Origin of the sequence: Streptomyces graminilatus (assembly GCF_001418565.1) — a bacterium.
Taxonomy (GTDB): Bacteria; Actinomycetota; Actinomycetes; order Streptomycetales; family Streptomycetaceae; genus Streptomyces; species Streptomyces graminilatus.
This window is the reverse complement of record NZ_LIQQ01000710.1, coordinates 1-2,052: the sequence shown is the minus strand read 5'-3', so window position 1 is coordinate 2,052 and position 2,052 is coordinate 1. Positions and strand designations below refer to the sequence as shown.

Here is a 2,052-nt window from a genome sequence, read left to right as displayed (position 1 = left end):
GTCCCCGTCCCCGTTCCCGTCCGCCCGCCGGTCAGGAAGCCCCAGCTTGTCCGCCGCCTCCTGCAACCACTCGGGCGGAGTCAGCAGGAACGACGTCTGGTTGAGGTCGACCCGTGCCGGCGGCGCCGGTGCCGCGTCTTCGACGGAGTCCGCGCGGCCGTACTGCTCCTCGTACCGGCGGATCACCTCGCCGACCGGCAGGGCGGGCCACAGTGTGGCCTCGCCGCTGTCCCGGGCGAGGACCAGCCGCTGCGCACCGCCGTCCGAGCGCGGACCCTCGGCACGGTCCTCCGCCCAGACCACGAACCCGAGCCCGAACTCCCGTACCCGCACCTCCCGGTGCTGGTACGACGGCACATCCCCGTTGACCCATTCCTCGGCGCGCTCCTGCGCCTGCGCGAAAGTCACCATCGGTCAGTCACTCCCCACCGAAGACGCAGAAGACGCAGAGGACGCGGAAGTTGCCGAAGACGCCGAAGGCAGCGGCACCGCCTGCGCGAAGCCGCCGTCCACCATCAGGTTCGCCACCGTCTCCAGCTCCGGCGGATTGCCCGCCAGCCGGGACAGGAACTGGTCGAAGTCGTCGCCGCACGGCAGCAGCAGCCGCCGTACCCGGTCGTCCGGCGGCCACGTCGGATCGACGTCCCGCGCGTCGTCGTACGCGCTGAACCACACCGAACCGACGCGCTCGCCCTTCACCTTCACGGCCAGCAGACCGCCCTGCACGAACCCGACGCACAGGTAGTCCTTCGTCAGATGGTCCCGCAGACACTTGTTGACGTAGACGAGGTCGTTGACCGCCGCCTCGTCCCGCACCGTGAAGAACGGCTGGTCCAGCAGCAGCCCCAGCTCGGCGTCGAGCGCCGTGCCCACCGGCGCGCACCCGCCCGCCGCCTTCAGGAACGACCGGTACGCACCCGGCAGCCGGTAACCGAGATCCTCCTCGACACCCTGCACCTGCAACTCGGTCACCGCCACCGCCGACTTGGGCAGCGCGAAGTGCGCGGGCCGGGTCTCCTGGAGGGGTCGCGTACCGCGCTTGTACTGGTCGACGGCCGCCGTCGCGATCCCGCCGTGATGCCGCAGCAGCGCCTTCACCTCGACCGGGACCAGCTCCAGCCGCCGCCCGCCGGGTACGTGGTGCCAGGTCCAGCCGTGCGGGGTCGCCACCGCCGGGACCGTGTCCCACAGCTCGTGGCCGGACGCTGCGAGCGCCGCGTTCGCCGACACGTAGTCCGTCAGCCGCAGTTCGTCGACGCCGAAACCCTCGGGCGGCTCGGCGATCTCCGCCGCCGCACGCGCGTAGAGCGAGAAGTCCGGATAGCCGCGCTCGTCGACCCGTACCCCTCTCGGATGCCGAGTGGCCCGCACCGGATCCGGGAAGTGCACGACCTGCCCGGCATAGGCCGCGTTCGGTGGCACGGCTCGCTGCCCGAGCCGACCTGTCGTCATGGCGGTTGCCCCCTGCGGCGTCCTGTTAGGCCTGTACATCAGTACGACCCGTACGTCTGTCACATCACGTCACGTCACATCACCCCGTCCCGACTGTCAGCACATCAGTGCGGACAGCAACCCGGACGGCGCTGCGGATCGCGGCTGCCCAACAGCCTATGCGGTACGCCGACACCGGTCACCGGCACCGGTCACCGGCACCCCCGCTTCCGTGACCTGCCGTCACCCCGCCGTGACGGTGTGGCGAAGCCCGGGCGTGTCACACGGCCCCAGCTTCCGCACCAGCCACGCCATTTGGCACTCTGTGTCCGCCGAGGGGATGCGCGGGGGAGGCAGCGGAGGGGATGACGATCATGAACGCGACACAGACGGGGACAGCGACGGGAAGTCCGGCAGGACGTCCGGCGGGGCAGCCGACGGGACAGGCGACGGGCGGCTACCCAGGAACGCCCGCGCCCGGACTGCCCGAGATGCGGGGTGCGGCCGGCAGACCCGGCGGCGACCCGAGAGTCGGTTGGAGCACCAGCGAGACGCCCCGCGTCCCCACCCTCCGGCACCGCCGCGACGGCATACTCCCCACCGTCGCGGCGGTGCCGGAGG

The 2,052-nt window shown here is 71.6% G+C and carries 1 protein-coding gene and 2 pseudogenes; 1 reads left to right on the top strand and 2 read right to left on the bottom strand.

Features of this window, described 5'->3' with window-relative positions; genetic code table 11:
* Window positions 1-411, bottom strand: a pseudogene (locus AOK08_RS40400) (SUKH-4 family immunity protein); the annotation flags it as partial.
* A 3-nt stretch (window positions 412-414) separates the two neighbouring features.
* Window positions 415-1,452: an SMI1/KNR4 family protein gene (locus tag AOK08_RS40395; RefSeq protein WP_055535352.1), complete on the bottom strand. Its 1,038-nt coding sequence runs from the start codon at window positions 1,450-1,452 to the stop codon at window positions 415-417.
* Between the two features lie 344 nt (window positions 1,453-1,796).
* On the opposite strand from AOK08_RS40395, the pseudogene AOK08_RS46905 reads away from it, so the two are divergent.
* Window positions 1,797-2,052: pseudogene (locus tag AOK08_RS46905) on the top strand (hypothetical protein); the annotation flags it as partial.